Source organism: Methyloversatilis sp., from assembly GCF_030696805.1.
In the GTDB taxonomy this organism is placed as follows: domain Bacteria; phylum Pseudomonadota; class Gammaproteobacteria; order Burkholderiales; family Rhodocyclaceae; genus Methyloversatilis.
In genome coordinates this window covers 55,941-81,918 of sequence record NZ_JAUYRO010000039.1, presented here as the reverse complement: position 1 = coordinate 81,918, position 25,978 = coordinate 55,941, and the positions used below count along the sequence as shown (strand labels likewise).

Sequence of the window (25,978 nt, the reverse complement as noted above, 5' to 3'; positions counted from 1 at the left end):
CACCTGCGGCAGCGTGGACGACGGCAAGAGCACGCTGATCGGCCGCCTGCTGTACGAATCGAAAATGCTGTTCGAAGACCAGCTTGCTGCGCTCGAAGCCGACTCGAAAAAGGTCGGCACGCAGGGCGGCGATCTCGACTTTGCGCTGCTTGTGGATGGTCTGTCGGCCGAGCGCGAGCAGGGCATCACGATCGACGTGGCCTATCGTTTCTTCTCGACCGACCGGCGCAAGTTCATCGTTGCCGACACGCCGGGCCACGAGCAATACACGCGAAACATGGTGACCGGTGCGTCGACTGCCGACCTGGCGATCATCCTGGTCGATGCGCGCTACGGCGTGCAGACGCAGACGCGCCGCCACAGCTTCCTGGTTTCGCTGATCGGCATCAAGCGCGTGGTGGTCGCGATAAACAAGATGGATCTGGTCGACTTCGCGCAGGACGTGTATGACCGCATCGAGCGTGACTACCGCGCTTTTGCGGCGCAGATCGGCCTGAACGACATCCTGTGCATTCCGATGTCGGCGCTCCGGGGCGACAACATCATCGACCAGAGCGACCGCACGCCCTGGTATGCCGGCCCGACCTTGATGGAGTATCTGGAAACGGTACCGATCGACGATGTGCAGAAGAGCGGCCCGTTCCGTCTGCCGGTGCAGTGGGTCAATCGGCCGAATCTCGATTTCCGTGGCTTTTCCGGCCTGATCGCTTCGGGCACGGTGCGCCCGGGTGACCGCATCCGCGTGCAGCCGTCCGGTCGAGACAGCACGGTGGAGCGCATCGTCGTGTCCGGTGGCGACATGACCGAAGCCGTCGCCGGCCAGTCGGTCACGCTGACCCTGACCGACGAGATCGACTGCAGCCGCGGCGACGTCATTGTCGCGGCGGCGCAACCGTCCGGCGCCGGCGACAGCTTCGACGCCACGCTGGTGTGGATGAGCGACGAAGCGCTTGCCACCGGTCGCAGCTATCTGATGAAGAGCGGCACGCGCACCGTCGGTGCGACCATCAATGCAATCGAGTACCGCGTCAATGTGAACACGATGGAGCGCGGCGAGGCGGCCTCGCTTGCACTGAACGAAATCGGACGCGTTGCGCTGGTGACCGACCGCCTGATCGCGTTCGATCCGTATGAAGCGGTACGCGACACTGGCAGCTTCATCCTGATCGACCGCCTGAGCAATAACACCGTCGGCGCAGGCTTGCTGCACGGCGCGCGGACCAAGCAGCGCGATCTCGGCTGGACGCAACTCGATGCCGGCCGCGCCGCACGCGCCGCACTCAAGCAGCAGTCGCCGCTGCTGCTGTGGGCCGGCGAAGGCATCGACGCGACCCGGTTGGAACAGAAGCTGATGTCGCTAGGCCGTCACACGCTGACCGTTCCGGCTGCGACCGCCGATCTGCTGCGCATCGCCGGCCTGTTGCTCGACGCCGGTCTGATCGTCGTGATTGATGCCGAGTCGGCACAGCCGCCCAGTCTGGGTGCGGTGATTGCGGCGGGTGAACACATCGAACTGACGGTCACCGTCGGTTCATCGCAGCCGGCGCTGGACGAAACCGGAAGCATGCTGGCGGTGCCCGCCGGTGTCGCCGAAGAGCAGGTCGAACAGATCGTCGAAACGCTGCGCCGGGCAGGGCGGCTGGGCTGACATGGTTTCTTGCCGCGGACGTGCGCGGCAAGAAGCCGGTCAGGGCAGGCGACGAAATCCCGGAAGCATCCTGCCGGTGCTGCTTCTTTGCCCCTCGAGCCTTGCGTCCGGTCTTTCCATGTCCAGCGGCAACGAGGCAGATTCTCGGATCCACACCGCCGCCAGCGCTATAAGCTTTAACCACCGGATTGTCTGATGAACACCCCTTCGACCCCAGCTGCGTTAGGCGCAGAACCCCGCCTGACCTCGCTGTCGCACGGCGGGGGCTGCGGCTGCAAGATCGCGCCCGGTGTGCTGTCCGACATCCTGCGCGGCATGCCCGCGATGCCGCTGCCGCCGGAACTGATGGTTGGCATCGAAACGTCGGACGACGCGGCGGTGTATCGGCTGAACGACGAACAGGCACTGGTTGCCACCACCGATTTCTTCATGCCCATCGTCGATGACCCCTACGACTTCGGGCGCATCGCGGCGACCAATGCGCTGAGCGATGTCTATGCCATGGGTGGGCGGCCCATCATGGCGCTGGCGCTGGTCGGCATGCCGATCAACGTGCTGTCGGTCGCCACCATCGGCCGCATTCTCGAAGGCGGCGCCAGCGCGTGCCGCGACGCCGGTATTCCGGTGGCGGGCGGCCATACGATCGATTCGGTCGAAGCGATCTACGGTCTGGTCGCCATGGGTCTGGTGCATCCATCGAAAGTGCGTCGGAACGCCGACGCCCGGCCCGGCGATCTGCTGGTGCTCGGCAAGCCGCTCGGCGTCGGCATCCTGTCGGCAGCGCTGAAGAAAGGCGTGCTCGATGACGCCGGCTACGCGCGCATGATTGCCACGACGACAAAACTGAATACGCCCGGCCCCGATCTTGCCGCGCTGTCGTGCGTGCATGCGATGACCGATGTGACCGGCTTCGGACTCGCCGGCCATGCGCTCGAACTGGCGCGCGGTGCTGGCTGCGATCTGCGCATCGACTGGGCGCAGGTGCCATTGCTCGACGGCGTACGGGCGCTTGCGATCGCGGGCTGCGTCACCGGCGCTTCGGGTCGCAACTGGGGCGGCTACGGCAACGAAGTCATGCTGCCAGAGGGATTCTCTGCCGAAGATCGCGCTCTGCTGACCGACCCGCAGACCAGCGGCGGCCTGCTCGTGTCTTGCGAGGCGGCAAGTGTCGATGCCGTTTGCGCCGTGTTCGAACGCCACGGTTTTTCGGCGCCGGCGGTCATCGGCGAGGTAGGTAGCAAAAGCGCTGCACCGCGACTGAGCGTGCAGCGGCGCTGACCGGCCGGCGCGCCGTCATGTGCGCACACATGCTATTTTCGAAGTCGCCTGCCACTGCTGACGCATGGCCGGCTCAATGCCCGGATGGTGAAACTGGTAGACACAAGGGACTTAAAATCCCTCGACGCAAGTCATGCGGGTTCGATTCCCGCTCCGGGCACCAAAGTTTGCGCGTGGCCGTGCGCATTACCTTCTGATCCCTGACTGCTTGATCGCGCGCAAGGCCGCCCGATGGGGCGATAATCGAGTCCCTTCAAGCATCCCGCGCCCCTGTCTGCGCCATCGGCCCCGCATGTCCGTCCCGTCTTCCGCCTCGCCCCGATTGCTGCTTGCGCCGATGGAAGGCCTGCTCGATGCACGCCTGCGTGCAGTCGTGACGCAGGCGACGCACTACGACTGGTGCGTCACCGAATTCGTCCGTGTCACCAATATGCTGTTGCCGGCACGCGTCTACACGCGGGTCGCGCCCGAACTGCTCGCACAGTCGAAAACGCCCGGTGGCGTGCCGCTGCGTGTGCAATTGCTCGGTTCGGATCCGGCCTGCCTCGCCGACAACGCCGATCTGCTCGCGCAGCTGAGGCCGGCGGGCATCGATCTGAATTTTGGCTGTCCGGCGCCGACGGTGAACCGCCATCGCGGCGGCGCTGTGTTGCTCGACGAGCCGGAACTGCTGTTCGACATCGTCCGTGCGGTGAGCCGTGCGGTGGCCGGCCGCGTACCCTTCACCGCCAAGATGCGGCTCGGCGTGAAGGACACCGCACGCGCCATCGAGGCGGCGCAAGCGCTGGCTGATGGGGGCGCGCAGATGATTGTTGTGCATGCCCGCACCAAGGCGGACGGCTACCGCCCGCCGGCGCACTGGCCGTGGATCGCGCGCATCGCCGAATCGGTGAAGGTGCCGGTGGTCGCCAATGGCGAAATCTGGACGGTGGAGGATTACCTGCGCTGCCGCGCGGAAAGCGGCCTCGGTGACGTGATGCTCGGCCGGGGCGCTGTAGCCGACCCGCTGCTGGCCGAACGCATCCGACGGCACATCCGGGGTGGAGCAGCGACCGCGGCGGCGCAGGACTGGCTGCAACTCGCGCCGCTGCTGGCTGAGTACTGGCAGCGCGTGCTCGGGCATGTGGAAGCGCGGCACGCGGCCGGCCGGCTCAAGCAATGGCTGAACCTGCTGCGGCGCACCTATCCGCAGGCGCAGTTGCTGTACCAGCAACTGCGGCCGGTGCGTGGAAACGACGACATCGAGCGCATCCTGATGGCCGCCGTTCGGCCGGCGCAGGCGCTGGCAGCCTGAGCGTTTCGTTGAGCCTTTAGGCGGTGCTTATTCCGCCTTGCCGAGTTTGTCCACCATATTCATCAGCGTGCGTATCTGTGGCGCATCGCGCGTGGCATAGCCGTGCAGGTCCGTCGGCGTCGTGTAGCCCCACCAGTCCCAGCAGCCCATCGGATTGCCGACACTGTCCCAGTTGCCGCGTTCGAGCGGCTTGATCGCGCCCACGCGCGGAAACAGCATGACCAGGCGAAGCGGCCCGGCCCAGCGCGTGTAGCCCCCACCTTCGCTGAAAGCCTGGAAGGCTGCGTCCGTCATGCCCTGCCGGCAACCGTGCAGTGCGACATGGATGCCGCACTCTTCGTCCCGGCAGCGTTCGGGCACGAATACATGGGCCGATTCGGCCAGACCCAGCATGCGCATTGCGGCTTCGGGATCGGCCATGCCGGGTGTGACCGGAACGTAGTCGGCCTGGCGCAGCACGTACCACTGGCCGGCGCCGTCGTCCGCCCGCGCGCGCGGCTTCTTGTACAGGCTGCGCAGCATGAAGCCGGCAGCATCGAAATCACAGCCGCTGACAAAGTCTTCGTCGCTGACGTCGCACGCGCCCTGGGCCGGATCGTTCGTCGGCAGTGTATGTGGCGTGGCGCGCGGCTCTCCGCGCACGATCAGGCCGTTGAAATGCAGGAAGAAGGTGTGCTGCGCTGCCGACGCCTTGGCGCCGACCACGCGGTCTTCGCTGCCGCGATATTCCCAGATGCGCTGACCGGCCATGTTGGCGACCGGGTCGATGCGGTCGCGCTGCGCCAGCTTCTTCGTGTCGGCGATCAGGTCCTGCAGTTCGATGTCGCGCTCGCCCGAACTGAACAACGACAGCCCGAACATCGGCCCGAAAAGTTCGCGCAGCCAGGTGCGACCCAGCGTCAGGCAGTCATTCGTTGCCTTGGTGACGAGACCCTGAGCGCACAGATAGGGCGGACCGGACACAATGCCGATGCCGCGCACCCGCGATGAATGCGCCACGCCCATTTGCACTGCCATCGCGGCGCCGGACGAAAGGCCGGATACGGTGAAATGCCGGTGATCGAGGTTCAGCGGCGGCGGTGCGTCAAGCGCCCGTGTGAGCGGGGAAAGGAGAAGTGCGACGAGTGCTCCGAGCACCCGGATCTGGACAGCAGTGACAGGCATGAAAACGCTCCGGCTTCGTTCAGGTCACAGTATGCTCATTCGGATGCTGCGGCGCAAAATCGGGTTGTGGCGGATGAACGACGGTCAGCGGACGCTGCCTGGCTGTCGCGCCGGACCGGCGTGGATATGCGCCGATCTTCTCAAGTGGTCAAAACTTCTGAAAGAAGGAAGTTAAACGTAGTCTAGTTCGTATTGTTCGATGTTTGACGCAGCACTAGTATCGGACACTGACACGTGTTGCGCCCCGGTGCGCCACGCCGATTCACCGAAGGCGGTGCGCTTTGCCCGTCGAAGAAAAAGGAGATTCACGCCATGAAACGCGTTCTGCTGTTCCTCGCCACCAACATGGCCATCGTGCTGGTCCTGTCCATCACCATGCGGTTGCTGGGCGTCGAGCCCTACCTGAACGAGAACGGGCTCAACCTCGGCTCATTGCTGATTTTCGCCGCCGTGATGGGTTTCGGCGGCTCGCTGATCTCGCTCGCCATTTCGAAATGGACGGCCAAGAGGGCGATGGGCGTGCGGGTCATCGAGACGCCAGCCAACTCGACCGAGTTCTGGCTGTATGAAACCGTGCGCAAGTATTCGGAAGAAGCCGGCATCAGGATGCCCGAGGTCGGCATCTACGATTCGCCGGATGTAAACGCCTTCGCCACCGGCATGAGCAAAAACAGTTCGCTCATCGCTGTATCGACCGGCTTGATTCAGCAGATGACTCGCGCCGAAGCCGAGGCGGTGCTCGGCCACGAAGTCGCGCACGCGGCGAATGGAGATATGGTTACGCTGGCGCTGATCCAGGGCGTCGTAAATACCTTCGTGATGTTTCTGTCGCGCGTCATCGGCCACACGGTTGACCGGGTCGTGTTCAAGAACGAAAACGGACATGGCCCGGCCTTCTTTGTCACGATGATCGTGGCGGAGCTGATTCTCGGCGTACTCGCGTCCATCATCGTCATGTGGTTTTCGCGTCGTCGCGAATTCCGTGCCGACACCGGCGGCGCGCAACTGGCTGGTCGCAAGAACATGATTGCCGCTCTGGAACGCCTCAACGCGATGCATCCGGGGCCACTGCCCGACAAGATGGCCGCATTCGGTATTGCCGGTGGCGGTGCCATGGGCCTCAAGCGCCTGTTCATGACGCATCCGCCGCTGGAAGAACGCATCGCTGCGCTGAAGGCCGCGCAGTGAGCGCGCACGCGATGCAGTCGATCAACCGAACCGGAGTGAAGACATGAAGCCCGAAGAACAGAGCGCACTGCTGGCCGTCGTATTGCATGCGGCGCTCGCCGACGGCAGCAAACATGACCGTGAGCGTGAAGAAATCCGCCGTATCGCCGAATCCATTTCGGGGGAGGCGGGTGGCGCCGATCTCGGTCGCGTCTATCAGGATGTGCTGCTCAGGCGCGTATCGCTCGATGCGCGCATTGCCGCATTGACCGACCGGGGTCAGCGCCAGCTCGCGTATGAAATGGCGGTGTGCGTCTGCGACGCCGATGGCCGGCAGAGCGAAGCGGAACAGCGTTTTCTAGGCGACCTGAAGGCGCGCCTGCAAATCGATGCTCAGCAGGCGGCCACCTTTGATGCAGAAGCCGATGCCATCGTGGCATCGAGCGAGGTGGCGGTGCCGGTGTCCGCCGGTGTGGCAGCTCGACCGGTGGCGCCGGCACCTGCGGCTGTGGGGACGACAGTGTTCCAGTCGTCGGTACCCGAGGCCGAACTCGACAAATCCATCCTCAACCATTCGCTCATCAATGGTGCGCTGGAGCTGCTGCCGCAGTCCTGGGCTTCGATGGCCATCATCCCTCTGCAGGTCAAGATGGTCTACGGCATCGGCAAGGCGCACGGTGTGACGCTGGACCAGGGCCACATCCGGGAATTCATCGCCGCCGCCGGCGTCGGACTGACGTCGCAATACCTCGAACAGTTTGGCCGCAAGCTGCTTGGCGGCCTGCTGGGAAAGACGGCCGGCAAGACCTTCGGCAAGCTGGGCGGCGCAGCGACCGGCATGGCGTTTTCATTTGCCACCACCTACGCGCTCGGCCAGCTCGCGAAGCGCTATTACGCTGGCGGTCGCGTGATGAATACCGCGATGCTGCGCGATACCTTCCAGAACCTGCTCGCGCCGGCGAAGCAGATGCAGGCGCAGTACCTGCCCCAGATTCGGCAGCAGGCCGAAACACTGGACATGGGTCGGGTGATGGCGATGGTTCGAGGCAACTGACAGAGTATCTGCTTGACACGTCAAGGGTCACCGGTATGTAAGAAGTACTTGTCCGGGCGGGCATCCGGGTTTTGCCATCACAGGACCGGAAGCCGGAACGGCCATGAACGACCGCCCGTATTCCAGGGTGCGCACCGGCGCTGCGGCAGACCTCCTCGCTGAATCTTCAGCGTTGAAGGTTCAGGCCGATATCATGATCACGAGTTGAATTCCGGACCATGATCAGGGAGGCGGTGCACGGCATGAGGGCGGATCGAATCTCCCGCGGCGTTCTGGCGTGAGCCTGCGTACGCGCATATTGCTGTTGGCACTGGCGGCATCCGTGCTACCTGTGCTCGCCATGCTCTGGCTTTTGCTGGAAAACCGCAGCACCATCGTTGCGCAGGCACGCGAGCAGCTCATTGCGCGTACCGACATTATTGCTGGCGAGCTCGATGACAGGATCGCCGGCACGGCCCAGTTGCTTTTCGGGCTTGCGCGCGTGCCGGTCGTCGGCAGCGATGACAAGGCAGCGTGTTCCGCCTTTCTGGCCGACGTGCTGAAGGAACATCCCCAATACACGGGCATTCTGACCATCCTGCCGGATGGACGGCTTCACTGCGACTCGCTGCGCAGCGGCCGTACGCTCCAGCTGAATGATCGTGGCTACTTCCGGCAGGCACTGACTTCGGATGGCCCGGTGGTGGAACCGGTGATCGGGCGTTTGACTGGTAAAGGGGTGTTGCAGATCGCCTATCCGGTGCGCGCGGCGGACGGTGCACTGCGTTACATCCTGCTGGCGTCGCTCGACATGGATGCCTATGGCCGCGCGGTGGCCAAGGCGCTGCCCTACGCGCGCATGCATTTCCAGGTGTGGAACCATGACGGCTCCATCGTCATGGATTTTCCCGGCGCACAGCAGGCTGCCATGGATATCGGCCCGGCGCCGCGCCGATTCATGCTGGCGGACAATCCCGGTCGCACCCAAACGCTGGACCCGGGGTCGGGCGCTCGCATCTGGGCGCGTTCCGCGCTGCCGCGCACGCCGGCAGCAGATCTGCATCTCGCGCTGAGCGTACCCGAGGCCGATCTGAACGAACGGATAGACGGCCAGTTCAGGCGGGCACTCGGCGCACTTGTTGCGCTGGCGGTGCTCATCTTTGCCAGCGCCGCCTTACTGGGTGAGTTTGCGGTGAGACGGCAGACGATGCGTCTGATGAAGGCGATCTCGCGGGTGGATGCTGGCGATTACAGCCTCCCGGGCGACGCGCAGTATCCGCGGGGCGAACTCGGCGAGGTCATGCAGGCACTTGACCGCATGGCGTGTTCGCTGGACCAGCAGCGTCAGCAAATTGCCCTCAACAACGAGGCGCTGGAGCGACAGGCGCGCATCGATGCGCTGACCGGCCTCGCCAATCGGCACATGCTGACGGACCGGCTAGGTCATGCACTGGCCCACGCGCGACGTGTGAATCGCATAGCTGGCGTGCTGATGCTGGACCTCGACCGGTTCAAGACGGTGAACGACAGTCTGGGGCACAGCCAGGGCGACCTGCTGCTGCAGGAAGTTGCGTGTCGTCTGAGCCGGTGCGTGCGCGAGGGCGACACCGTTGCGCGGCTGGGCGGCGACGAGTTTGTCGTCGTGCTTGCCGACATGGCCGATGCGGACCACATCGTGCCTGTGGCGCGGAAAATACTTTGCGCACTTGCGGCGCCGGTCGAGATCGGACTGCAGGTCTTTTCAGTCACGACCAGCCTGGGCATCGCAGTCTTTCCGCGTGACGGCGCGACTGCGGATGCGTTGCTGCAGCACGCTGATACCGCGATGTATCGCGCCAAGGACCAGGGCGGGAACGCCATGGCATTCTTCACGCCTGAAATGATGCAGGCCATGGTCGAACGTCTGCAGGTCGAAGCCGGCCTGCGCCGCGCGCTTGATCAGGGCGAGTTGCGCCTGCACTTCCAGCCCATCATCGACGCTCACAGCGGCCGGGTCACTTCGGCCGAGGCGCTTGTGCGGTGGCAGGATCCGCAGCGCGGACTGGTGTCGCCGATCCAGTTCATACCGATCGCCGAGGAAACCGGGCTCATCGTGCCGATCGGTCAGTGGGTGCTGCGCGAAGCCTGCCGTCAGGCGCAGGTCTGGCGGACGTTCGGGCTAGGCGACATTTCGGTGGCCGTCAATCTGTCGGCACGCCAGTTCAGCGTACCTTCGCTCGATGAATCGGTCGCGCAGGCGCTTGCAGACAGCCAGTGTCCGGCGTCGCTTCTCCATCTGGAGATCACAGAAAGCTCCATCATGGAGCATGTCGATCAGGCACTCGAAACCCTGCACCGTCTTTCCGCGCTGGGCGTGCATCTGTCCATTGACGACTTCGGCACCGGCTACTCGTCACTCAGCAAGCTCAAGCAGTTTCCGGTACGCACGCTAAAGATCGACCGCAGCTTCATCCACGACATCGAAGTCGATGCCAGCGGCGACGTACTGGTGGACGCCATCCTCGCACTCGCTCAGAAGCTCGGCCTGCGCACCGTGGCCGAAGGCGTCGAAACTCCCGCCCAGGTGGCTTTCCTCGAAAAACGCGGCTGTGACGCTTACCAAGGCTTCCTGTTTTCGCGCCCCTGTGACGCGTCTGCCTTCATGCGGGTGGTGCGCGAACGCAATGGCGCAGCGGTTAATGCGCCGATGGATGCGGCGGACCACGCACCAGCCTGCGATATACCGACGTGAGCAAACCGTCCTCAAAGACTGTAGAAACGAAAAACCCACTGACGAATCAGTGGGTTATCGTTCGATTGGTGGAGGCGGCGGGAATCGAACCCGCGTCCGCAAGCCCTACACAGACAGTTCTACATACTTAGCCTGGCCATTTGGTCTAACCCGTCATCCGCCGGCCCGGCAGGCTGATGAAAGGCGATCCGCTTGATTTTCGTGATGCACCACACGGCGGAGTGCATCCTTACTTTAGCTGTTAATGGCGCTGCGACCGGTTGCCCGGCCCGACCCGCTAATCAGTCGGTGCAGCGTCCGGCCTTAAGCGGCCAGAGCGTAAGATTCGTCGTTGGCGACTATCTAATTTTCGGTTGGATTTACGAGGTACTCCGACCCTCGGTATGCCCTGCGCTGCTTCGCGACCCACGTCGAGACCAGGTCGCCCCCTCAGCACCTATATGGTACCACCCGGAGATGATTACAAGAGAGTGAGCAGTTCGAGCGGGTGGTGGATGATGTGGTCGGCGCCCCAGTCGCGGTAGTGCGCGCCGCTGCCGAGGTAGCCGAAGGCGGCCGTGACGGTGCGCATGCCGGCGGCTCGCCCGGCCTCGATATCGCGTACGTCATCACCGACGTATATGCAGCGCGCGGGGTCGACCTCCAGCTCTTCTGCTGCCAGCTTCAGGCCTGCAGGATCCGGTTTCGGTACGGGGACGCTGTCGCCGCTGACAATGCTGGATGCGCGTTCGTGCAGACCGAGTTCGCGCATCAACGGCAGCGTGAAGCGAGCTGCCTTGTTCGTGACGACGCCCCAGGGCAGGCTGGCAAGTTCGAGTCGGGTCAAAACTTCACCCATGCCTTCAAACAAGCGGGTTTGCACGCATAGCGCGGTTTCGTAAATAGCCAGAAACCGACTGGCGAGTGCGGCATAGCGCTCGTCGTCGGGGGTGATCCGGAATCCAGCGCCGATCAGCCCGCGTGCGCCTGCCGAAGTGTGCGGCCGCAATACTTCCGGTGGCAGTTCGGGCAGGCCGGATTCGCTGCGCAGCCGGTTCAGCGCAGCGCCGAGGTCCGGAGCAGTGTCGGCCAGCGTGCCGTCCAGATCGAACAACACACCACGCGTGCGCAATTCATTCATCGCGCACGCATCGCATCAGGTAATTGACTGAGGTGTCGCGGCCGAGCGAATACACCTTGGTAAGCGGGTTGTAACTCATCCCCATCAGCTCGGCTTCACGCAGCCCTGCCGCTCGCGCGTCCTGTGCGAGTTCGGACGGCTTGATGAATTTTTCGTATTCGTGCGTACCGCGCGGCAACAGACGCAGGACATATTCCGCACCGACGATGGCGAACAGCCAGGACTTCGGGTTGCGGTTGAGCGTCGAGAAGAACACTGTGCCGCCCGGACGCACCATCGTTGCGCAGGCGCGTATCGTGCTCGCCGGATCGGGCACGTGTTCCAGCATTTCCATGCAGGTAACCACATCGTACTGGCCGGCATTATGTCGTGCGTGGTCTTCAGCGGACTCGAGTACGTACTGTACGTTGCGGCCGCTTTCCAGCAAATGCAGGCGCGCGACCGACAGCGCCTTTTCGCTGAGATCGATGCCGGTCACGGCAGCGCCGCGCGCTGCCATGCTTTCCGACAGGATGCCACCGCCGCAACCAACGTCGAGTACTTGCTTGCCAGCGACGCCGACGCAGCGGTCTATCCAGTCGAGGCGTAGAGGGTTGATTTCATGCAGCGGGCGAAATTCCGATTCCGGATCCCACCAGCGGTGCGCGAGCTCGGAAAACTTCTCCAGCTCAAGCGGATCGGCGTTCTGTTGAGTAGTCATGTGCGTATGGACAAGGCAAGACGTTCATCGGTTTCAGACGATGGTATACGCAGCCTCGGGAAAAGCCAGGCGAAAAAAAGCCCTGCACGAGTGCAGGGCTTTTCACATCAAGGGAACCCGCTTACTTCTGGGTGCCGATGATTTCGATATCTACGCGACGGTCAGGCTGGAGACAATTCACCAGCTTCTTGTTGCGGAAGTTTTCGGCGCCCATCTTCATGCAGGCATCGCCCGTGACCGGCTGCGATTCGCCCTTGCCTTCCGTGTAAACACGGTTGGCTTCGACGCCCTTGCTGACGATGTAGTCCTTGACCGCAGCTGCGCGCTTCTCGGACAGCGTCTGGTTGTACTTTTCCTTGCCGATGCGGTCCGCGTGGCCGACGGCAATGATCACTTCAAGATCGATGGAACCGAGCTTGCTGACCACGTCGTCAATCTTGTCCTTGCCTTCTTGGCGCAGCACAGCCTTGTCGAAGTCGAAAAGGGCGTCAGCCGACAGGGTGATCTTCTGCGCGGCGGGCTTCGGTGCCGGTGCCGGAGCCGGTGCCGGTTCGGCCTTCGGTGCCGGGGCAGCAACCGGAGCGGGCGGCTCGCAAACATCCTTCGGCAGCAGGTCCTTGTCGCAGGCGCAGCCGACTGCAGGCACTGACGCGGCGTAGGCCGGTGTCCAGAATCCGGTTCTCCAGCACAGGCCGGTTGCGCTGCGAACAACAACGCCGCGGCTGTCGATCACGTACGGGACGTGGGCCTGGATTTTCGGGTCGACCTTGATGTCTTCAGCCGCGAATGCATTCGAAGCAAAGCCGGCGGAAGCGGCAAGCAGAGCGATGAGCAGCGGTTTTTGCGTCAGTTGTTTTAGCATGATCCCCTCATATGAGACTTGAATCGGTTGTAAATCGGACCTTCCATGGATTCGCAAGATTCCGGTCGAAACGCCCGCAAATTCTTTGCTGAAACCACGATTACCAGCGATATCCGCCAGAACGGCAGCGGCAAGCCGTTATTCAATCACCTTAGTTTGCCACAGCCGCCCGCGCGCCTTCAATTCGTTGTTGTGCGGGTGCAACAGAATGCCACGGCTGACCCGGGCTTGCCCTGCGACCCATACTTCGCTGACATGTTCCCGACCGGCGGCGTAGACGATGTGCGAAAGGGGCGCGTAACAGGGCAGCGTTTCCATTGCGTCGAAGGCCACTGCGCAGAGATCGGCCGACTTGCCCTGGCTGATCGATCCGATGAGGTGATCCAGACCGAGTGCGCGCGCGCCACCCAGTGTTGCCATATGCAACAACTGAAACGCCGGCAACGCAGCTGCATCGCCGGTCGTCAATTTGGCAAGAAGCCCTGCCTGGCGCATTTCCTGGAACAAGTCTAGCCGATTGTTGCTGGCGGCTCCATCGCTACCCAGGCTGACATTGACGCCCGCTTCCGCCATGACTGCAACCGGCGCGGCGCCGCTTGCAAGTTTCATGTTGGAAGTGGGGCAGTGCGCCACGCTTGAACCCTCGCGCGCCAGGAGCGCGATTTCGTCGCCGTCCAGATGCACCGCGTGCACCGCGATCAGACCGGGGCCGATCAGCCCAAGCCGGCGCAGACGTTCAAGCGGCCTCACCCCGTGTTGGGCAATGCTCTGCTCGATTTCGCTCTGGGTCTCGTGCACGTGGATGTGGACGGGTAGATCCAGTTGCTCGGCCAGAGTGCGGATGCGCTCGAACGTGGTGTCGGAGACCGTGTAGGGCGCATGCGGCGACAGTGTGAAGTGAAGCAGCGGATGGGATTTGTAGCGATCCCTCACTGCGAGCCCTCGGCTGATGTACTGATCGGCGTCGCTGGCCCAGGCGCTGGGAAACTCGATCACCACAATGCCCAGGGCGGCGCGCATGCCCATATCGATCGCGGCTTCGGCAGCGGCGTCCGGGAAGAAGTACATATCGTTGAAGCAGGTGATGCCGCCGCGCAGCATTTCAGCGCAGGCCAGCGCGGTGCCGTCGCGGACGAAGCCGTGGCTCACGTGTTCCTGCTCGGCTGGCCATATGTGCTCGCTCAGCCAGCGCATCAACGGCAGGTCGTCCGCGTAGCCTCGCAGCAGATTCATTGCGGCGTGACTGTGTGCGTTGACCAGGCCCGGAATCAATACATGCTCGTCCAGCGTTCGGAGTTCGACCGGTAAGTAGCGCTGGCGAGCTTCTTCCGCTGGCAGGAGGTCAACGATGCGGCCGTTGCTGACTGCAACGGCGTGATGTTCGAGCACCACCCCGGCCGGTTCGACCGGAATGATCCAGCGGGCCTCGATCAACAGGTCGATGGCGATGTGCGCTTGCGCTGTCTGCATGGGTGGCGGGCGGTGGCGAGGTCGGTGCGATTCGGCAGAGTCTAGTCTGTCCGGGTGACGTGCGGCGGCCCCGGGGTGAGTGCAACCGCATGTTAAACTTGCGGTTTGGCTGCACAAACCGCCTGCACAGACAGCAAGCCGTCTGACTGGTTTCATACAACGACAGCCGCCGTCCGCCTCCCGCCCTCAGATGACCATTTCTTTCGCCAAGGAAACGCTGCCCATTTCGCTCGAAGACGAAATGCGGCATTCCTACCTCGATTACGCGATGAGCGTAATCGTTGGCCGCGCGCTGCCCGATGTGCGCGACGGCCTCAAACCGGTACATCGCCGGGTGCTGTTCGCAATGCACGAGGCGAACATCCAGTGGAACCGGCCCTATGTGAAGTGTGCCCGTGTCGTCGGCGACGTTATGGGTAAATACCATCCGCATGGCGACTCGGCGATTTACGACACGCTGGTGCGCATGGCGCAGGACTTCTCGCTGCGCTACACGCTGATCGACGGGCAGGGCAATTTCGGATCGGTAGACGGCGATAACGCCGCGGCAATGCGCTACACCGAGTGCCGGCTCGACAAGATTGCTGCAGAACTGCTGGCCGACATCGACAAGGAAACTGTCGATTTCGGACCGAATTACGACGGCAAGGAGCAGGAGCCGCTGGTATTGCCCAGCCGCATCCCGAACCTGTTGATCAATGGCAGCGCCGGCATCGCGGTCGGCATGGCGACCAACATTCCGCCGCACAACCTGGGCGAAGTACTCGACGCTTGCCAGTTGCTGCTGAAAGAGCCGGAAACGACGATCGAACAGCTGATCGACATCGTGCAGGCCCCCGATTTTCCGACCAGCGGATTTATTTACGGCTTGACCGGTGTGCGCGAGGGCTACCTGACCGGCCGCGGCCGAGTCGTCATGCGCGCCCGCACGCACTTCGAGGACATCGATCGCGGCAGCAGGCAAGCCATCATCGTCGACGAGCTGCCCTATCAGGTTAACAAGAAGACCCTGCTCGAGCGCATTGCCGAGCTGGTGAACGAAAAGCGTATTGAAGGCATTTCCGACATCCGCGACGAGTCGGACAAGTCCGGCATGCGCGTGGTGGTTGAACTCAAGCGCAACGAAGTGCCGGAAGTCATCCTGAACAACCTGTACAAGCTCACGCAGCTGCAAGACACCTTCGGCATGAACATGGTGGCGCTGGTCGATGGTCGCCCGCGCCTGCTGAACCTGCGCGAAATGCTGGACTGCTTCCTGTCGCACCGGCGCGAGGTGATCACGCGCCGTACCGTGTTCGAGTTGCGCAAAGCGCGCGAGCGGGGTCATGTGCTGGAAGGACTGGCGGTCGCGCTGTCGAACATCGATGAAATCATCGCGCTGATCAAGGCCTCAGCATCGCGCGCCGAAGCGCAGGTCGCGCTGATGTCGCGCCCCTGGAAGTCACCGCTGGTCGACGAAATGCTCGCTCGCGCCGGCGCCGAAGCGTTCCGTCCGGACGGTCTCGATGCCGCTTATGGGTCATTTGCCGACGGCTACCGCATGTCGGACGCGCAGGCCAAAGCGATTCTGGACATGCAACTGGCCCGCCTGACCGGGCTGGAGCAGGAAAAGATCATGTCGGAATACAAGGAGGTGATCGCGCAGATCATCGACCTGCTCGACATCCTCGCCCGCCCGGAACGCATCAACTGGATCATTTCCGACGAGCTGCGCCAGATCCGCGACCAGTTCGCAGACGGCCGCCGTTCGGAAATCGTCACGCACACCCAGGATCTGGGCATCGAGGACCTGATCGCCCAGCAGGACATGGTTGTCACGCTGTCGCACGGCGGCTACTTCAAGCGCCAGCCGCTGGCAGACTACCGTTCGCAGCGCCGCGGCGGTCGCGGCAAGCAGGCGGCCGCGGTGAAGGAAGACGATTTCGTCGACCAGCTGTTCATTGCCAACACGCATGATTACATCCTGTGCTTCTCCAGCCGCGGGCGCGTCTATTGGCTCAAGGTGTATGAAGCGCCGGAAGGTTCGCGCAACTCGCGCGGCAAACCCATCGTGAATCTGTTCCCGCTGATGGAGGGCGAGAAGATCACCGCGGTGCTGCCGGTCAGGGAATTCGACGAAAACCACTACATCTTCATGGCGACCGGCCGCGGCACGGTCAAGAAGACGCCGTTGTCGGATTTCGGCAACCCGCGCAAGGCCGGCATCATCGCCGTGGATCTGGACGAGGGCGACGTGCTGATCGGCGTTGCGATCACTGACGGCACCGACGACATCATGCTGTTCTCCGATGCCGGCAAGGCCGTGAGATTCGCGGAGGCTGATGTGCGTCCGATGGGCCGCACTGCGCGTGGCGTGCGCGGGATGATGATCGAAGGCGGTCAGAGCGTGATCTGCATGCTGGTGTCGAAGAACGACGAACTGAGCGTGCTGACCGCAACTGAAAATGGTTACGGCAAGCGTACCCGTGTGACCGAGTATCCGAAGCATGGCCGCGGCACCAAGGGCGTCATGGCGATCGCGTCGAGCGAGCGCAACGGCGCGGTGGTCGGTGCAGTGCTGGTCGATACCCGCGACGAAATCATGCTGATTTCGACTGGCGGTGTGCTGATCCGCACCCGGGTGGAGGACATCCGCGAAATGGGCCGTTCGACTCAGGGCGTCACGCTGATCAACCTTGATGGCGGAACCCGCCTTGCGGGCGTTGAGAAGGTGATCGAAAGCGACAGCGAAGCCGACGTCGATTCTGACGCCGAGTCAGAGTCCGAGTCCGCCGGTGAGGCCGATGCCGGTGGTGAGGGCGCGGAATAGGTCTGACATGGGCACCCGCGCGTACAACTTCGGGGCTGGGCCGGCGATGATGCCGGACCCGGTGATCGAGCGGATTGCGCGCGAGTGGCAGGATTTTGGCGGGGGCGGCTACTCGGCGCTTGAGTTGGGGCATCGCAGCGAACCGTTTGCCGATATTCTCGCCCGCGCCAAATCCGACCTGCGCGAACTGCTCGCGATTCCGGATTCTCACCACGTGCTGTTCCTGCACGGCGGTGCCACACCGCATTTTGCGATGGTGCCGCTGAACCTCGCGCGGGAGGGCCAGAGCGCGGATTACATCCACACAGGTTACTGGTCCGACAAGGCGATGGCGGAAGCCGCACCGCTGGTTAATGTACGCATCGCCGCCAGCGCGGCCGCAAGCGAATTCGATCGCGTGCCCGAGGCCGCGAACTGGCAACTGGATCCGCAGGCCGCCTATGTGCACATCTGCGCCAATGAAACGATAGGCGGCGTCGAATTTGCCGACTATCCGGATACTGGCAGCGTCCCGCTGGTGGCGGACATGTCGTCCAACATCCTGTCGCGCCCGCTGGATGTGTCGCGCTTCGGACTGATCTATGCCGGCGCGCAGAAGAACATCGGCCCGGCCGGGCTGGCAATCGTGATCGTGCGCGATGACCTGCTGCACCGCGCACGCGCTGCGGTGCCATCGGTGATGAACTATGCGCGCCACGTCGAGTGGGATTCGATGTACAACACGCCTGCGGCGTTCATGATCTGGGTTGCCGGACTGGTGTTCGAGCACCTGAAGAAGGTGGGTGGCGTCGCGGCGATGCAGCGCGAGAATGCGGCAAAGTCTTCGCGGATCTACGACGTGCTCGATGGCTCGAAGCTGTATGCGAATCGCATCCAGCCCGGGTCGCGTTCGCGCATGAACATACCGTTCTTCCTCCGCGAGCCGCGGCTGGAAACACGCTTTCTCGATGGGGCGCGCCGGCGCGGGCTGATCAACCTGAAGGGGCATCGCGCGGTGGGCGGTGTGCGCGCCTCGCTGTACAACGCAATGCCGCTCGACGGTGCGCGGGCACTGGCCGACTACATGACTGAATTTGAACGCAGGTATGGTTGAACGATGGCATCCGATCCGACTTCCCCGACATCCACTTCCGAGCTTGAAGAATTGCTGAAGCTGCGTGATGCGATCGACGACATCGATCAGCGCGTGCTGCAGCTCATTTCCGAGCGGGCGCGTGTTGCGCACCGCATCGGCGAGATCAAGCAGGGCAACATCTACCGACCGGAACGCGAAGCACAGGTGCTACGCCGGCTCGAGGAGAACAATCCGGGTCCGCTGCCCGGCCATGCGGTCAAGACGGTGTTCCGCGAAATCATGTCGCACTGTCTTGCGCTGGAGCAGCCGCTTACTGTCGCCTTCCTCGGCCCGGCCGGTACCTTTTCCGAAAGCGCGGCGCGCCGGCATTTTGGTTCGGCGCCGGCGCTGCTGCCACTGGCCACGATTGACGATGTGTTCCGCGCCGTGGAAGCCGGTAATGCGGCGTATGGCGTCGTTCCGGTCGAGAATTCGACCGAGGGCGCGGTCGGACGAACACTGGACATGCTGCTCAGTACGACGCAGATGGTGTGCGGAGAAGTCATGTTGCGCGTCGAACAGAACCTGATGAGTCGCGACACGCCACTGAATCAGGTGCGCTGCGTCTACTCGCATTCGCAATCGCTTGCGCAGTGTCACGAATGGCTCAATCGCAACCTGCCCGGCGTGCCGGCAGTGGCGGTGGCCAGCAATGCCGAAGCGGCGCGTCGAGCAGCCGAGGAAGAACGCGCAGCGGCGATTGCCGGCGAGGCAGCGGCGCGTGCTTACGACCTGCACATCCTTGCCGCCAACATTGAGGATGACCCGGCAAACACCACCCGGTTTCTGGTGCTTGGTGAGCACGACGCCGGGCCGTCGGGCCGCGACAAAACCTCGCTCATCTTCACGGTGCAGAACCGGTCCGGCTCCGTGGTGCGTTTGCTGCAGCCACTGGCCGACGAAGGCGTCAGCATGACGAAGTTGCAGTCGCGTCCGGTACGCGGCTTCGGCAGTGGTGGCTGGCAGTACGTTTTCTATGTTGATATCGAAGGGCATCTGAGCGAGCCGGCCGTCAGCAAGGCAGTCGCCCGCATCCGTGGCGAAGCAGGGTCGCTGAAGGTGCTCGGTTCCTACCCGGTTTCGGTGAGCAGTTCATGAGTGTGTTCGACCGCGCAGCGGCGCATATCCGTTCGATTTCGCCCTATCAGCCGGGCAAGCCGATTTCCGAACTGGCCCGCGAAATGAGGCTGGAAGAGTCCTCCATCGTCAAGCTCGCCTCCAACGAGAACCCGCTGGGCATGAGCCCGCATGCGCGTGCTGCTGCGCTGGCCGCGATCGACGAAATACCGCGCTACCCCGACGGCAACGGCTTCGAGCTGAAGCAGGCCGTGATGCGTCATCACGACATCAGGATCGATCAGATCGTGCTGGGCAATGGCTCGAACGACGTGCTCGAAATGGTGGCGCGCGCACTGTTGGGTCCGGGGAGCAGTGCGGTGTATTCGAAGCACGCTTTCGCGGTCTATCCGCTGGCGACGCTCGCCGCAGGCGCTTTCGGCATCGAGGTGCCTGCTCGCATTTTCGGCTGCGATCTCGACGCGATGCGAGACGCCATACGTGACGACACGCGTGTCGTGTTCATCGCCAATCCGAACAACCCGACCGGCACATTCGTCGAAGCTGTGGCGCTCGAGCGTTTCGTCGCTTCGGTGCCGGCCGATGTGCTGGTCGTGCTCGACGAGGCATACAGCGAATACCTGCCGGAACAGCTCGCGTACGACAGTGCGCGCTGGCTTGTGCGCTACCCGAACCTGCTGGTGTCGCGCACCTTTTCGAAGGCGTACGGACTGGGGGGGCTGCGCGTCGGTTACGGCATCGGTCAGCCGCCGGTGATCGATCTGCTCAATCGAGTGCGGCAGCCGTTCAATGTGTCGAACATAGGTCTGGCTGCAGCAGCGGCTGCGCTCGCCGATCAGGACTTCGTGCGTGCATCGGCTGCGGCCAACGCAGCGGGATTGCGCCAGATGGAAGCATTCTTCGACGCGCAGGGCATCGAGTACATCCGCTCCTACGCCAACTTCATCGCATTTCGCGCAGGCGATGCGCCGACCATCAACCGCCGACTGCTCGAACAGGGAGTCATCGTGCGTCCTATCGCCGGCTACGCAATGCCGGAATGGCTGCGTGTGTCGATCGGCCTTGAGTCGGAGAACGCGCGCTTCATCGATGCCGTGACAAGGGCGCGGACGTGACCAGCGTCGTGACGAAGCCTCTCGTGGGACGCCTGCTGGTGTGCGGCGTCGGTCTGATCGGCGGCTCATTTGCCGCGGCGTTGAAGCAGGCGAAGCAGGTTGGCGAGGTGGTCGGCATCGGCCGCACCGCAGAAAGCATGCAGGACGCGCTGTCGCTCGGCCTCGTCGACCGCGTCGAGACAGACTGGCGGATCGCACTGCAGGGCGTCGATCTGGTGTTGCTCGCGATGCCGGTGGGCCAGATGGATGTCGTGATGTCGCACCTGATGCCGCATCTGTCACTTGATACCGTGGTCACCGACGCCGGCAGCACCAAGACCGATGTCGTTGCGGTGGCGCGCGCCCGATTCGGCTCCCGCATCGGGCAGTTCGTGCCCGGCCATCCGATCGCTGGCGCCGAGAAGAGCGGCCCGCAGGCGGCGCGCGCCGAGTTGTACAACAAGCGTCGGGTCGTACTGACGCCGCTGGTCGAAAACGACCATGCCGCGATTGATCTCGTCCGCAAGGCCTGGCAAGTGTGCGGTGCCCAGGTGTCGACCACTTCGCCCGAACACCATGACCGATGGCTGGCGTCGGTCAGTCACCTGCCGCATCTGCTGTCGTTCGCGCTGGTGTCGGAACTGGCTGCGCGCTCGAACGCAGACGAGATATTCAGCCTCGCCGGCGGCGGCTTTCGCGATTTCACCCGCATCGCAGCCAGCCACCCGGAAATGTGGCGCGACATTTTCTTCGCCAATCGCGACGCGTTGCTTGCCGAACTGACGGCCTACGAAGAAGAACTCGCACGCTATCGCACGCTGATCGAACAGGGCGACTCGGCCGGCATCGAAAAGCTGCTCGGAATCGCCCGAGAAGCCCGCGTTGCCTGGGCGCAGCGCCAGAGCTGATCCGACGGCCGGGCCCATCCTCATTACACGGTGCCGGCGGTACCTTCCCGACATGACGAAAACCGAATTTCTCGATCTTCCCCCCGCCTTGACTGCCCGCGGCACGCTGCGCCTGCCGGGCTCGAAGAGCATTTCGAACCGCGTGCTGCTGCTGGCCGCACTCGCGCAGGGTGATACGTTGCTGCACGACCTGCTGTCTTCCGACGACGTAGACCGCATGCTCGACGCGCTGCGCAGTCTTGCAGTGGACTGGCAGCACGCTGGCGGCAACGACTATCGCGTGCGCGGCACCGGCGGGCAATTCACGGTACGCGAGGCGGACTTGTTTCTCGGCAACGCCGGCACGGCGTTTCGCCCGCTGACCGCGGTGCTGGCGCTGATGGGCGGGGAATACCGCCTGCACGGCGTGCCGCGCATGCATGAACGACCTATCGGTGATCTGGTGGATGCGCTGCGCCAGGTCGGCGCGCAGATCGATTACGAGGGCCAGACCGGCTTTCCGCCGCTGCGCATTCATCCGGCGCGGTTACGGGATGTCGCGGCAGTCAGCGTGCGCGGTGACGTGTCGAGCCAGTTCCTGACCGGGTTGTTGATGGCGCTGCCGCTGACCCGGCGTGCCGTGCGCATCGACATCGATGGCGAACTGATTTCCAAGCCCTATGTAGACATCACGCTGGCCCTGATGCGCCAGTTCGGCGTCGACGCCAGCCGCGATGGCTGGTCATCCATCAGTCTGCCGGCTGTAGCGGAGTATGTGTCACCCGGCGAATGCTTCGTCGAGGGCGATGCGTCTTCTGCGTCCTACTTCCTCGCGGCCGGCGCGATCGGCGGCGGCCCGGTTCGGGTCGAAGGCGTGGGCCGCGACTCGGTTCAGGGCGATGTCGCGTTCGCCCAGGCGCTCGAACAGCTGGGCGCATTGATCCGAATGGGGCCCAACTGGATGGAGGCATCCGCCCCCGCAAGCGGGCGCCTGCGTGCCTTCGATCTCGATCTGAACCACATTCCGGATGCGGCGATGACGCTGGCCATCTGCGCGCTGTTCGCCGACGGCCCGAGCCGGTTGCGCAACATCGCCAGCTGGCGGGTCAAGGAAACCGATCGCATCGCTGCGATGGCGATCGAGCTGCGCAAGGTTGGCGCCACGGTGGAGGAGGGCGCCGACTATCTGGCGATTACCCCGCCCACGGCGTTCATTTCCGGTGCATCGATCGATACCTATGACGATCACCGCATGGCCATGTGTTTCTCGCTGGCCACGCTGGGCGGCGTGCCGTTGCGCATCATGGACCCCGGCTGCGTCGCAAAGACCTTCCCCGACTACTTCACTCGCTGGGCAGAGGTGGCGCGATGAGCGGCGACGCCCGGGCACCGGTCATCGCGATCGACGGTCCGTCCGCATCGGGCAAGGGTACGGTCGCAGCACGTGTCGCGGCGGCGCTGGGCTTTCACCTGCTCGATAGCGGCGCGCTTTACCGGTTGACCGCTGTGGCTGCACTGCGCGGCGGCGCGTCCCTGGACAACGCAGCGGCGCTGGAAGCCATTGCCACCTCGCTCGACGTGCGCTTCGCCGACAATGCGACCTGGCTTGCCGGCGAGGAGGTGTCAGACGCGATGCGCAGCGAGGACGCATCGGTCGGTGCGTCGAAGGTTGCAGTGCATCAGGGCGTACGGCACGCCCTGCTGGAACGACAGCGCGCCTTCCGCCAGCTGCCCGGGCTGGTGGCCGACGGTCGTGACATGGCCTCCGTGGTGTTCCCCGATGCGGCGCTGAAGGTGTTCCTCACCGCCAGCGTCGAGGTCAGAGCGCAGAGACGGTATAAGCAGTTGATCGAAAAAGGTGTTTCTGCTAACCTCGAGAGTCTTTCTCAGGATTTGCGTGAACGCGACGAACGGGACAGCAAACGAGCCAACGCGCCGCTGGTACGCGTGGCCGACGCGATTCCGCTAGACACGAGTTCAATGTCCGCAGATGCCGCCGTCAGGATGATTCTTGACGCGTGGGAGCAAGTGAAAGCAGGGCAGCCGGTGCATCGAACTGATATCTGATGCGCCGTTGTTCCGGAAGTGCAGCCTCCGAATGTTCGCAGGCTGTTGTGTTCACCCCTAACCCGTTGCCGCGCAAGCGGCTTTTTGCCAATGTCCCAAGTTGCCCAGTCGTCCGAATCCATGGATTCCATGGAAAGTTTTGCCGCGTTGTTCGAGGAAAGCCTCCAGCGCCAGGAAATGCGCGCCGGTGAGGTCATTACCGCCGAAGTGATGCGCGTCGACAACAATTTCGTTGTCGTGAATGCCGGCCTGAAGTCGGAAAGCTATATCGCGATCGAAGAATTCCGCACCGATCGCGGCGAGCTCACGGTTGCGCCCGGCGATTACGTCAGCGTCGCGATCGAAATGCTCGAAGACGGTTACGGTGAAACCCGGCTGTCGCGTGACAAGGCGAAGCGTATCGCTGCGTGGAACGAACTTGAGAAGGCACTCGGCGACGGCACCATCGTCAAGGGACTCGTGTCGGGCAAGGTCAAGGGCGGCCTGACCGTCATGACCAACGGCATCCGCGCTTTCCTGCCGGGTTCGCTGGTCGATCTGCGTCCGGTCAAGGACACCGCACCGTACGAAAACAAGGAATTCGAATTCAAGGTCATCAAGCTCGACCGCAAGCGCAACAACGTGGTTGTTTCGCGTCGCGCAGTGCTCGAACTGACCGCAGGCGAAGAGCGCGAAAAGCTGCTCGAAAACCTGAAGGAAGGCACGATCGTCAAGGGTATCGTCAAGAACATCACCGACTACGGCGCATTCGTCGACCTCGGTGGTATCGACGGCCTGCTGCACATCACCGATCTGGCCTGGCGCCGTGTACGTCATCCGTCGGAAGTGCTGGCGGTCGGTGATGAGGTCGAAGCGAAGGTGCTCAAGTTCGACGCAGAAAAGAACCGTGTGTCGCTGGGCCTCAAGCAATTGGGCGAAGATCCGTGGGTGGGCATTTCGCGTCGCTACCCGCAAGGCACCCGCCTGTTCGGCAAGGTGACCAACCTCACCGACTACGGCGCATTCGTCGAAATCGAACAGGGCATTGAAGGCCTGGTTCACGTGTCCGAAATGGACTGGACCAACAAGAACATCCATCCGACCAAGGTTGTCCAGCTGGGCGACGAAGTCGAAGTGATGATTCTCGAGATCGACGAAGACCGTCGCCGTATTTCGCTGGGCATGAAGCAGTGCCAGGCGAATCCGTGGGAAGACTTCTCGATGAACCACAAGAAGGGCGACAAGGTCCGCGGTCAGATCAAGTCGATTACCGACTTTGGTGTGTTCATTGGTCTGACCGGCGCGATCGACGGTCTGGTGCATCTGTCCGACCTTTCGTGGTCGCTGACCGGCGAAGAAGCCGTCCGCAATTACAAAAAGGGCGACGAAGTTGAAGCCCTCGTGCTGTCGATCGATGTCGAGCGCGAGCGTATTTCGCTCGGCGTCAAGCAGATGGATGGGGATCCCTTCACCAACTTCATCGCCACCCACGACAAGAACAGCGTCGTACGCGGCAACGTGAAGTCGGTCGATGCCAAGGGCGCGATCATTGCGCTCAATGACGATGTTGAAGGTTATCTGCGTGCGTCGGAAGCTTCGCGTGACCGCGTTGATGACCTGACCACGGTGCTGAACGTCGGCGACGAAATCGAAACGATGATCGTCAATCTCGACCGCAAGACCCGTTCGATCACGCTGTCCGTGCGTGCTAAGGATCAGGCGGACCAGAACGACGCGATCCACAAAATCCAGTCCGAAGGTTCGTCGGCCAGCAGCGGCACCACCAATCTGGGTGCATTGCTCAAGGCGAAGCTGAAGAACCCCTCCTGATCGCAGTTTGCGATTGAGGCTTGGTGACAGCGCCGCCTGCGGGCGGCGTTGTCTTGTCATCATCCGGTTCCGTGCACCTGCTCAATCGATCTGTCATGACAAAATCCGAATTGATCACCCGGCTGGCTTCCCGCTTCCCGCAACTGGTGGCGAAAGATGCCGACTATGCAGTCAAGATGATTCTCGATGAAATGACGGCCGCACTGGCACGTGGCGACCGCATCGAAATCCGTGGTTTCGGCAGTTTTTCGCTGAATCACCGGCCGCCGCGCGTGGGGCGCAATCCGAAGTCCGGCGAAAAGGTGCTGGTACCCGAGAAACGGGTGCCGCATTTCAAGGCGGGCAAGGAACTGCGCGAACGGGTCGATCAGGCTCTGGCTGCCGCAATTCCCGTATCCTGATTTCACCCGCCCATGGCCATCCTCAACTGGCTGCTGCGCATTGTTGTCTTCCTGCTGCTGCTTGGCCTTGCTGCGCGCAACAGCGATCCGGTCACCGTTCGGTGGTTCTTCGGCCACGAGTGGCGCATCGAACTGTCGGTCCTTCTGCTCGCATTGTTCGTGCTTGGAGTGCTGCTCGGTGCGTTTGCCGGCTGGGCGCACGCGCGCAAGCCGTCGAGTCCGACTCCCTCTTCGGCTGACTGAGTCGGCTAAC

General features: G+C 63.1%; 20 protein-coding genes, 1 tRNA gene, 1 other RNA gene and 1 pseudogene. 17 read left to right on the top strand and 6 right to left on the bottom strand.

What is annotated here, in order from left to right:
• From cysN to Q8R75_RS06695, 4 genes are all read left to right on the top strand, one after another.
• Nucleotides 1-1,648, top strand: a 1,648-nt coding sequence (cysN, locus tag Q8R75_RS06710; RefSeq protein WP_305626497.1) for a sulfate adenylyltransferase subunit CysN, incomplete at its 5' end; no start/stop codon positions are given.
• A 195-nt stretch (nucleotides 1,649-1,843) separates the two neighbouring features.
• Nucleotides 1,844-2,926: a selenide, water dikinase SelD gene (selD, locus tag Q8R75_RS06705; protein WP_305615785.1), complete on the top strand. Its 1,083-nt coding sequence runs from the start codon at nucleotides 1,844-1,846 to the stop codon at nucleotides 2,924-2,926.
• A gap of 78 nt (nucleotides 2,927-3,004) precedes the next feature.
• Nucleotides 3,005-3,089 (top strand) — tRNA-Leu (locus Q8R75_RS06700).
• Nucleotides 3,090-3,263: 174 nt separating this feature from the next.
• A complete protein-coding gene (locus Q8R75_RS06695) occupies nucleotides 3,264-4,220 on the top strand; it encodes a tRNA-dihydrouridine synthase family protein (protein ID WP_305615801.1) in 957 nt (318 codons plus the stop codon).
• A 27-nt stretch (nucleotides 4,221-4,247) separates the two neighbouring features.
• On the opposite strand, the gene Q8R75_RS06690 is transcribed toward Q8R75_RS06695, so the two are convergent.
• Nucleotides 4,248-5,384 (bottom strand): hypothetical protein, encoded by a 1,137-nt coding sequence (locus tag Q8R75_RS06690; protein WP_305615786.1) that lies wholly within the window; start codon nucleotides 5,382-5,384, stop codon nucleotides 4,248-4,250.
• 312 nt (nucleotides 5,385-5,696) lie between these two features.
• On the opposite strand from Q8R75_RS06690, the gene htpX reads away from it, so the two are divergent.
• The 3 genes and pseudogenes from htpX to Q8R75_RS06675 all read left to right on the top strand — a co-directional run bounded on the left by htpX (nucleotide 5,697) and on the right by Q8R75_RS06675 (nucleotide 10,315).
• Nucleotides 5,697-6,572 (top strand): protease HtpX, encoded by an 876-nt coding sequence (gene htpX / locus Q8R75_RS06685; protein ID WP_305615787.1) that lies wholly within the window; start codon nucleotides 5,697-5,699, stop codon nucleotides 6,570-6,572.
• Nucleotides 6,573-6,606: 34 nt separating this feature from the next.
• Nucleotides 6,607-7,605: pseudogene (locus Q8R75_RS06680) on the top strand (DUF533 domain-containing protein); the annotation flags it as partial.
• 277 nt (nucleotides 7,606-7,882) lie between these two features.
• Complete coding sequence (locus tag Q8R75_RS06675; RefSeq protein WP_305615788.1) at nucleotides 7,883-10,315, top strand: EAL domain-containing protein; 2,433 nt, start codon at nucleotides 7,883-7,885, stop codon at nucleotides 10,313-10,315.
• A gap of 66 nt (nucleotides 10,316-10,381) precedes the next feature.
• Here Q8R75_RS06675 and ssrA read toward each other — a convergent pair.
• From ssrA to Q8R75_RS06650, 5 genes are all read right to left on the bottom strand, one after another.
• Nucleotides 10,382-10,744, bottom strand: a transfer-messenger RNA (tmRNA) gene (gene ssrA, locus Q8R75_RS06670).
• Between the two features lie 31 nt (nucleotides 10,745-10,775).
• Nucleotides 10,776-11,435 (bottom strand): HAD-IA family hydrolase, encoded by a 660-nt coding sequence (locus Q8R75_RS06665; protein ID WP_305615790.1) that lies wholly within the window; start codon nucleotides 11,433-11,435, stop codon nucleotides 10,776-10,778.
• Nucleotides 11,428-12,135 (bottom strand): bifunctional 2-polyprenyl-6-hydroxyphenol methylase/3-demethylubiquinol 3-O-methyltransferase UbiG, encoded by a 708-nt coding sequence (ubiG, locus tag Q8R75_RS06660; protein WP_305615792.1) that lies wholly within the window; start codon nucleotides 12,133-12,135, stop codon nucleotides 11,428-11,430. The genes Q8R75_RS06665 and ubiG overlap by 8 nt, the downstream gene beginning before the upstream one ends.
• Before the next feature lie 121 nt (nucleotides 12,136-12,256).
• Nucleotides 12,257-12,997 carry an OmpA family protein gene (locus tag Q8R75_RS06655; protein ID WP_305615794.1) on the bottom strand — a complete coding sequence of 247 codons (741 nt, stop codon included), beginning with the start codon at nucleotides 12,995-12,997 and terminating at the stop codon, nucleotides 12,257-12,259.
• A gap of 138 nt (nucleotides 12,998-13,135) precedes the next feature.
• On the bottom strand, nucleotides 13,136-14,467 hold the full coding sequence (locus Q8R75_RS06650; protein WP_305615803.1) for a TRZ/ATZ family hydrolase: 1,332 nt from the start codon (nucleotides 14,465-14,467) through the stop codon (nucleotides 13,136-13,138).
• 190 nt (nucleotides 14,468-14,657) lie between these two features.
• On the opposite strand from Q8R75_RS06650, the gene gyrA reads away from it, so the two are divergent.
• The 10 genes from gyrA to Q8R75_RS06600 all read left to right on the top strand — a co-directional run bounded on the left by gyrA (nucleotide 14,658) and on the right by Q8R75_RS06600 (nucleotide 25,968).
• Nucleotides 14,658-17,276: a DNA gyrase subunit A gene (gene gyrA, locus Q8R75_RS06645; RefSeq protein WP_305626494.1), complete on the top strand. Its 2,619-nt coding sequence runs from the start codon at nucleotides 14,658-14,660 to the stop codon at nucleotides 17,274-17,276.
• A gap of 7 nt (nucleotides 17,277-17,283) precedes the next feature.
• Nucleotides 17,284-18,369: a 3-phosphoserine/phosphohydroxythreonine transaminase gene (gene serC / locus Q8R75_RS06640; protein ID WP_305614362.1), complete on the top strand. Its 1,086-nt coding sequence runs from the start codon at nucleotides 17,284-17,286 to the stop codon at nucleotides 18,367-18,369.
• Between the two features lie 3 nt (nucleotides 18,370-18,372).
• Complete coding sequence (pheA, locus tag Q8R75_RS06635; protein WP_305614361.1) at nucleotides 18,373-19,488, top strand: prephenate dehydratase; 1,116 nt, start codon at nucleotides 18,373-18,375, stop codon at nucleotides 19,486-19,488.
• Nucleotides 19,485-20,582, top strand: coding sequence for a histidinol-phosphate transaminase (gene hisC, locus Q8R75_RS06630; RefSeq protein ID WP_305614360.1), 1,098 nt, complete (start codon nucleotides 19,485-19,487; stop codon nucleotides 20,580-20,582). Before pheA ends, hisC begins: the two co-directional genes overlap by 4 nt.
• A gap of 8 nt (nucleotides 20,583-20,590) precedes the next feature.
• A complete protein-coding gene (locus tag Q8R75_RS06625) occupies nucleotides 20,591-21,469 on the top strand; it encodes a prephenate dehydrogenase/arogenate dehydrogenase family protein (RefSeq protein WP_305626492.1) in 879 nt (292 codons plus the stop codon).
• Nucleotides 21,470-21,521: 52 nt separating this feature from the next.
• Nucleotides 21,522-22,820, top strand: coding sequence for a 3-phosphoshikimate 1-carboxyvinyltransferase (gene aroA / locus Q8R75_RS06620; RefSeq protein WP_305615206.1), 1,299 nt, complete (start codon nucleotides 21,522-21,524; stop codon nucleotides 22,818-22,820).
• Nucleotides 22,817-23,515: a (d)CMP kinase gene (cmk, locus tag Q8R75_RS06615; RefSeq protein WP_305615204.1), complete on the top strand. Its 699-nt coding sequence runs from the start codon at nucleotides 22,817-22,819 to the stop codon at nucleotides 23,513-23,515. Before aroA ends, cmk begins: the two co-directional genes overlap by 4 nt.
• A 90-nt stretch (nucleotides 23,516-23,605) precedes the next feature.
• Entirely contained in the window at nucleotides 23,606-25,324 is a 1,719-nt protein-coding gene (rpsA, locus tag Q8R75_RS06610; protein WP_305626489.1) for a 30S ribosomal protein S1, read from the top strand.
• A gap of 95 nt (nucleotides 25,325-25,419) precedes the next feature.
• Entirely contained in the window at nucleotides 25,420-25,725 is a 306-nt protein-coding gene (locus Q8R75_RS06605; protein WP_305613115.1) for an integration host factor subunit beta, read from the top strand.
• Between the two features lie 12 nt (nucleotides 25,726-25,737).
• Nucleotides 25,738-25,968 (top strand): lipopolysaccharide assembly protein LapA domain-containing protein, encoded by a 231-nt coding sequence (locus Q8R75_RS06600; RefSeq protein WP_305613116.1) that lies wholly within the window; start codon nucleotides 25,738-25,740, stop codon nucleotides 25,966-25,968.
• Nucleotides 25,969-25,978 lie beyond the last annotated feature (10 nt).